Annotated in this window: 5 protein-coding genes; all 5 read left to right on the top strand. The window is 72.7% G+C overall.

Translation table 11 applies throughout. The annotated features are described in order from the left end of the window. Positions 1-225: 225 nt before the first annotated feature. The 5 genes from ACZ4WH_RS35920 to ACZ4WH_RS35900 all read left to right on the top strand — a co-directional run bounded on the left by ACZ4WH_RS35920 (position 226) and on the right by ACZ4WH_RS35900 (position 7,270). Complete coding sequence (locus ACZ4WH_RS35920; protein ID WP_468188764.1) at positions 226-1,842, top strand: adenosine deaminase family protein; 1,617 nt, start codon at positions 226-228, stop codon at positions 1,840-1,842. A 201-nt stretch (positions 1,843-2,043) separates the two neighbouring features. Further along, a complete protein-coding gene (locus tag ACZ4WH_RS35915; protein ID WP_468188752.1) occupies positions 2,044-2,700 on the top strand; it encodes a maltokinase N-terminal cap-like domain-containing protein in 657 nt (218 codons plus the stop codon). Between the two features lie 592 nt (positions 2,701-3,292). After that, complete coding sequence (locus ACZ4WH_RS35910) at positions 3,293-5,152, top strand: M1 family metallopeptidase (RefSeq protein ID WP_468188750.1); 1,860 nt, start codon at positions 3,293-3,295, stop codon at positions 5,150-5,152. 88 nt (positions 5,153-5,240) lie between these two features. Beyond that, positions 5,241-6,098: a lysozyme gene (locus ACZ4WH_RS35905; protein WP_468188748.1), complete on the top strand. Its 858-nt coding sequence runs from the start codon at positions 5,241-5,243 to the stop codon at positions 6,096-6,098. After that, a complete protein-coding gene (locus ACZ4WH_RS35900) occupies positions 6,095-7,270 on the top strand; it encodes a PP2C family protein-serine/threonine phosphatase (RefSeq protein WP_468188746.1) in 1,176 nt (391 codons plus the stop codon). The genes ACZ4WH_RS35905 and ACZ4WH_RS35900 overlap by 4 nt, the downstream gene beginning before the upstream one ends. The last annotated feature ends 21 nt before the right edge of the window (positions 7,271-7,291 follow it).

Below are 7,291 nucleotides of genomic sequence, written 5' to 3'. Positions count from 1 at the left end.
ACCCCCCCCCCCCCACAGCAACCCCAGCCACCCCCCCCCCCCCCCCCCCCCCCCCCCCCCCCCCCCCCCCCCCCCCCCCCCCCCAGGCCTGTGCGGGAAGTGTGCGGAACAGGGGCGGTACCGGATGCCGGGGTTCACGGCGATGCGCCGGTGCGTCACCCGGTCGGGTGCTCTCCGGCCGGTATGCGCCGGATCAGAGCACGCCGCCGTGATCTTTCCGTGATCATGCCCCCTGTGAGTCTGCAACGTCGAAGTGCCCTGAGCCGGCCGGTCGTTCCGGCCGTGCTCGGCACCCTCAGTGTCCTGTCCCTGCTCACCGCCCTGCCCGCCGCCGCCCAGCCGGCGCAGCGGGACCCCCGGCCCGCCGCGCCACCGCCCCGGCACGTCACGGCCGCGGAGGCGCGCACGGACGCCCGTCTCCGCTCCCTCCACGACCGGCCCGCGGCCCTGAGGGAGTTCTTCCGGCAGCTCCCCAAGGGCGGAGACCTGCACAACCACCTCTCCGGCGCGGTGTCCACGGAGTACCTGATCGAGCTGGCCGCCGAGGACGGGCTGTGCGTCGACACCACGACGCTGACCGCGGTGGCCCCGCCCTGCGGGCCCGGCACCCGGCCCGCCGCCGACGCGCGCACCGACCGCGCCTTCCACGACGCGCTGGTCCGCGCCTGGTCCATGGAGGACTTCCCGCCCGGCGAGAGGGGGCACGACCACTTCTTCGACACCTTCGGCAGGTTCGGCGAGGTCACCTGGCGGCACCGGGGCAAGCTGCTCGCCGACGTCGCCGACACCGTCGTCCGCAACAACCAGTCCTACCTGGAGACGATGGTCACCCCGGCCTCCGACGGCGCGAAGAAGCTCGCCGCCGAGGTCGGCTGGGACGGCGACCTCGCCGCCCTGCACCGCGCGCTGGTCGCGGACGGCAAGCTGGACAAGCTGGTCGCCGAGGCCCGCGAGGAGGCCGACGACGGGGACGCCGAGTTCCGCGCCACCGAGCGGTGCGGCACCCCGCGGGCGCGGCCCGGGTGCGGCCTCACCGTCCGCTGGATCTCCCAGGCGTCCCGGGGCAGTTCACCGGAGCGGGTCTTCACCCAGCTCGCCCTCGGTATGCGGCTGGCCGAGGCCGACCCGCGGTTCGTCGCCGTCAACCTCGTCCAGCCCGAGGACTGGGACAGCTCCCTGCGCGACTACGGCCTCCAGATGCGCATGGTCGGCTATCTGCGCACCCAGTACCCGAAGGCGCATGTCACCCTGCACGCGGGCGAACTGTGGCCCGGGCTGGTCAAGCCGGAGGACCTGAAGTTCCACATCCGGGAGGCCGTGGAGGTGGCCCGTACCGAGCGCGTCGGGCACGGCGTCGACCTCGTGCACGAGGACGACTGGCGGAGCACCGCCCGCAGCATGGCGGACCGCCGGGTGGCCGTGGAGGTGCCCTTCTCCAGCAACGCCCAGATCCTCGGCGTCAAGGGAGCCGACCACCCCTTCAGCACCTACCGCCGCTACGGCGTCCCGGTCGTCCTCGCCACCGACGACCCCGGGGTGTCCCGCATCGACATCAGCCACGAGTACCAGTACGCCGCCGCCACCTACGGCCTGCGCTACCCCGAGCTGAAGGACCTCGCCCGCGCCTCCCTGGAGTACGGCTTCCTGCCGGGCGCGAGCCTGTGGCAGGGCAACCCCACCGCCAGGGGCTACCAGCCGGTCCCCGCCTGCCGTGCCGAGCAGCCCGGCCTCCCCGTGCGCGGCGCGGCCTGCCGCCATCTGCTCGCCGACAGCGCCAAGGCCCGCCTCGAATGGCGCCAGGAGGCCGCCTTCGTGGCCTTCGAAAGGACACACAGGGGCTGACCGCACCCGACCGGCGCCGGGACAACCGACCGACGGCCGTCCCGGCGTCCCCGCGGCCCTCGTCCGGGCCGGTGACGGGTGAACCTCCCGACTTCTGGGCCGACTTGACGCCCGCGCCGGCCGGGGCGGACCGCTGAGTCGCGGAACCGGTGTGCGAGGCTGCGAGGGTCCGCGTCCGCCGCACGGAAGAGAGCCGCAGGCATGGCCGTCGTGCACCACACCACCCTCAGGCCCAGCAAGCTCGAACTGCTCACCGGCTGGCTGCCCGGCCGCCCCTGGTACCACGCCGGAACCGGCCTCCCGGCCCTGGAGAAGTCCGGCGGCTTCCGGCTGGACGACCCCGCCGGCGAGGTCGGCATCGAGTTCCTGGTGATCACCGACACCGCCACCCCCGAGCCGACCGTCTACCTGGTGCCGCTGACCTATCGAGGCGCGCCGCTGCCGGGCGCCGAGCACGCCCTCGTCGGCACGATGGAGCACGGGGTGCTGGGCACGCGCTGGGTGTACGACGGCTGCCACGACCCGGTGCTGGTCGCCGAGTTGCTCGCCCTGATCGAGGGCCGGGCCGAGGCGCAGGACCAGAACGTCAGCGAGGCACCCGCCCGGGAGGTGACCCGCTCCTGCACCGGCGCCCCGCTCACCCGGGACCCGGTCACACCCGAGCCGGCCGACGACGCGGACTGCACGCGTCTGCCCGCACCTCACGGCACGGTCCTCCGCGTCCGCCGGGTCCTCACTCCACGGCCGGAGCACCCGCCCGTGCGGCCGGACGGGGCGGTCGGCCATGTGGCGAGCGGCTGGCAGGCACCGGACGGCAGCCGGGTGCGGGGGGTCATCGCGGTGCTCGCTCCGAACTGAGCCACGGCCCGCCGATGGGGCCGGGGCATGGCCGTGCTCGATCGGCACTTGGCCATCGAGCGCCGTCGTGCTCGATGGGCACTTGGCCACTGAGCGCCGCTGTGCTCGAACAGAACTGAGCCACCGAGCGCCGCCGTGCTCGATCGGCACTGAGTCATCCAGCGCCGCCGTACTCGATGGGCACTTGGCCATCGAGCGCCGCTGTGCTCGAACAGAACTGAGCCACCGAGCGCCGCCGTGCTCGATCGGCACCGAGGCATCCAGCGCCGCCGTACTCGATCGGAACCGAACCGCGGGCCGCCGCCGTGGTCGATCCCCCTCAGCCGGCGTCCTGCCCGTACTCGATCGGCACCGAGCCACCGCCCGCCGCCGTGCCACCGAGGCGTGCACGGCCCCGATCGCGGTGACCGACCATCTGGCATGGCCCCGACAAATCTGTCACTCTTTCGGCAGTCCGCGCCCCGACCCACAGAGGCGCGGCGCACCTCCGCACGGCGATCGCGCAAGCCCCACCCCGACCGCCCCGGCACACCCCAGCCGGCCGGGCGGTCCTCGAGCAGGCCGGACCCCGGCCGCCGCAAAGGAGTAGCGTGTGAGACCGACCCCGCACAGGGCCCTCGGCGTCGGCGCGGTCGTCGTCGCGCTGGCCGCCCTCTCCCTCCCCGGTACCTCCGCCGCCGCCCGGCCCGCCACGGCTCCCGTGGCCGCCGCCTGCACCCCGGCGCAGGTGGTCGCCAACGGCGGCTTCGAGAGCGGCACTTCGCCCTGGACGCAGTCCGCGTCCACCGTCATCACCAGCCGCTCCGGACAGACCGCCCACGGCGGCAGCTCCTACGCCTGGCTGGACGGTGTCGGCGGCACCCACACCGACACCCTCGGCCAGAGCGTGACCATCCCGTCCGGATGCGGCGCCGCCACCCTCACCTTCTGGCTGCACATCGACACCGCCGAGACGACGTCGTCCACCGCCTACGACAAGCTCACGGCCAAGCTCGGCAGCACCACGCTGGCCACCTACTCGAACCTGGACAAGAACACCGGCTACGTGAAGAAGTCGATCGACGTGTCGTCCTTCGCCGGCCAGACCGTGAACCTGTCCTTCACCGGCACCGAGGACTCCAGCCTCCAGACGAGCTTCGTCCTGGACGACATCGCCCTCGACACCTCCGGCGCCACCACACCGCCGCCCACCGACTCCACACGGACGCCGTCCGCGCCCTCGTACACCGTGAACCTGAGCAGCGACACCAGCGGCACCGTCTGGACCGGGCGCGAGAGCGTGACCTTCACCAACGCCTCCGCCACCGCGCTCGGCGAGGTCTACCTGCGGCTGTGGGACAACTACCACGGCAGCTGCGACGCGATGCCCATCAAGGTCGGCAACGTCAGCGGCGGCACCGCCGGCGCCCTCTCCGTCGCCTGCACCGCGCTGAAGATCGACCTGCCGAGCCCGCTCGCCCAGGGCCAGAGCGCCACCCTCGGCTTCGACCTCGGCATCACCGTGCCCAGCGGCGCCGACCGCTTCGGCCACGACGGCGCGTTCAGCTTCGTCGGCAACGCCCTCCCCGTCCTCGCCGTCCGCGACAGCGCGGGCTGGCACCTGGACCCGTACACCAACAACGGCGAGTCCTTCTACTCCCTGGCCGCCGACTTCAAGGTCACCCTCGACCACCCCAGCACCCTGCTGGTCCCGGCCACCGGCACCTCCACGGACACCCCCGGCTCCAGCGGCCGTACCGTCACCACCGCCACCGCCTCCAAGGTCCGTGACTTCGCCTGGGCCGCGGGCCCCTTCACCAAGATCTCCGGCACCTCGGCCGCCGGCGTCCCCGTGAACGTCTACTCCGTCTCGGGGATCAGCTCCACCAGCGCCCAGTCGATGCTCAGCACCGCCAGGACCGCCGTCGACGCCCACGCCTCCCGGTTCGGCGCCTACCCGTACGGCGAACTGGACGCCGTCATCGACAACAACTACTGGTTCGGCGGCATGGAGTACCCCGGCTTCGTCCTCGACGTGGTCAGCACCACCGCGCTCACCCACGAGATCGCCCACCAGTGGTGGTACGGCATCGTCGGCGACGACGAGTACACCAGCCCCTGGCTGGACGAGTCGTTCACCGACTACGCCACCGACCTGGCCCAGGGCAGAACCGGCAGCAACTGCTGGAGCGGGGTCTCCTGGACCTCCAGCGCCGAGAAGATCAGCAACTCGATGGCGTACTGGGACGCGCACTCCTCCCGGTACTCCACCGTCGTCTACGGCTACGGCAAATGCGCCCTGCACGACCTGCGGCGCGTCCTCGGGGACACCGCCATGGCCACACTGCTGAAGGACTACGCGAGCGCGCACTGGTACGGCGTGTCCACCACGGCCGAGTTCAAGGCGGCGGCCCAGGCCGCCACGAGCACGGACCTGACCTCCTTCTGGACGCAGCACCGCATCGAGGGATGACGGACGGACACCCACACGGGTTGAAACCGGCCGCGGACGGGCCCGTTGGGCGCAACCCCGAGTGCGCGAGGACCCGGCCCCGGGTCAGATGGATTCCGTGCGAATCCCCATATCCCGCTTCCGCGGCCGGTCCCGCCTGCGCCTCACCGGCACCCTGACCTGCCTGCTGCTGTTCCTGTCCAGCCCCCCGGCCGCGTCCGACGCGGCCGGGGGCGCACCCGTGCGCGGCAGCGCCTACATGGGCATCGGCGTCCTCGCCCACGACGGCGACTTCGGCGACCCGCCCCCGGACCCCCGCGCCTCCCAGACCGAGGGAGTCGACGTCTCCAGCCATCAACGCGACGTCGACTGGCCGACACTGTGGGACGACGGCACCAAGTGGGCGTACACCAAGGCCACGGAGGGCACGACCTACACCAACCCCTACTTCACCCAGCAGTACGACGGCTCGTTCGACGTCGGCATGGTCCGCGGCGCCTACCACTTCGCCACCCCGGACACGGGCGGCGGCGCCGCCCAGGCCGACTGGTTCGTGCAGCACGGCGGCGGCTGGTCGAACGACGCCCAGACCCTCCCCGGCGCCCTGGACATCGAGTGGAACCCGTACGGCGACGCCTGCTACGGCAAGTCCAAGAGCGGCATGGTCAGCTGGATCCGCGACTTCCTGGACCGCTACAAGTCCCGCACCGGCCGGGACGCGGTCATCTACACCGCCACCAACTGGTGGGTCCAGTGCACCGGCGACTACGCCGGCTTCGGCGAGACCAACCCGCTGTGGGTCGCGCGCTACGCCTCGACGGTCGGGCCGCTGCCGGCGGGCTGGACGGCGTACACGATGTGGCAGTACACCTCCAGCGGAAAGACGGTCGGCGACCACGACCGCTTCAACGGCTCCCCGGACGGGCTGCGGGACTTCGCCACCGGCGGAGCGCCGGCCGTGTCGTGACGGCGGAGCCGAGCGGGGCGCCGCTGGAGGAGTTCCTCGCCGACCCCGCCAACTGCATCCTCGACCTGTCGGCCGCCGTCTCGCAGTGCGCGAAGTCGCTCGGTCTGCGGCACGCGGTGGTCTACCTCGCCGACCTCCAGCAGCGACACCTCGTGCCGCTCACCGACGTGGCCCCCACCCTGCCCATCGACGACTCGCTCGCCGGGTGGTGCTACCGCACCCAGGCCCTGCGCGTCGAGGAGTCCGACCGGGACGGGATGACGGCCTGGTTCCCGCTGCTGGACGGCGCCGAACGGCTCGGCGTCCTCGCCGTCCACGCACAGGCGATCACCGCGGCCTCCCTGCGCCAGGGCCGCGCCCTCGCCGCCCTCCTGTCGATGATGACCACCTCGAAGCGGGCGTACGAGGACTCCTTCGTACGGCGGACCCGTACCCAGGCCATGCACCTGCCCGCCGAGATGCTGCGGGCCTTCCTGCCACCGCGCACCATCGGCAACGGCCTGGTCGTCTCCACCGCCGTCCTCGAACCCGCCTACGACATCGGCGGCGACGCCTTCGACCACTCCCTCACCACCAGCGCCCTGCACGCCGTCGTGCTGGACGCCATGGGGCACAACCTGCTCTCCGGACTGACCAGCGCCGTCGCCCTCGCCGCCTGCCGCAACGCCCGGCGCACCGACGCCGATCTGCGCACCCTCGTGGACAGCGTGGACGAGGCGCTCACCCAATGGCTGCCGGACCAGTTCTGCACCGGCATCCTCGCCCGGCTCGACTTCAGCACCGGGGTGCTGCAATGGAGCAACTGCGGGCATCCCGCGCCGCTGCTCATCCGTGACCAGCGGCTGATCGTCGACGCGCTGGCCCGCGAGGCCGACCCGCCCATGGGCCTGCGCTCCCTGCTCTCCTCACGGGGCCGGCGGGTGCACGAGACCCGCCTACGGCCCGGCGACCGGGTGCTGCTCCACACCGACGGCGTCACCGAGGCCCGGATGGCCGACGGCAGACTGCTCGGCCTGGAACGCTTCGCGGACTACGTCATCCGGGCCAGCGCCACCGGCGAGATCGCGCCCGAGACACTCAGACGCCTGATCCACTCACTGCTGGACTCCCAGGACAGCCGGCTCCGGGACGACGCCACGATCCTGATGTTCGAGTGGCAGCCGGACCGCTGAGCACCGGGCACCGGAAACGGA

The sequence above is a fragment of the Streptomyces sp. NPDC029138 genome (assembly GCF_055564375.1).
This window is presented reverse-complemented; position numbering and strand designations above follow the sequence as displayed.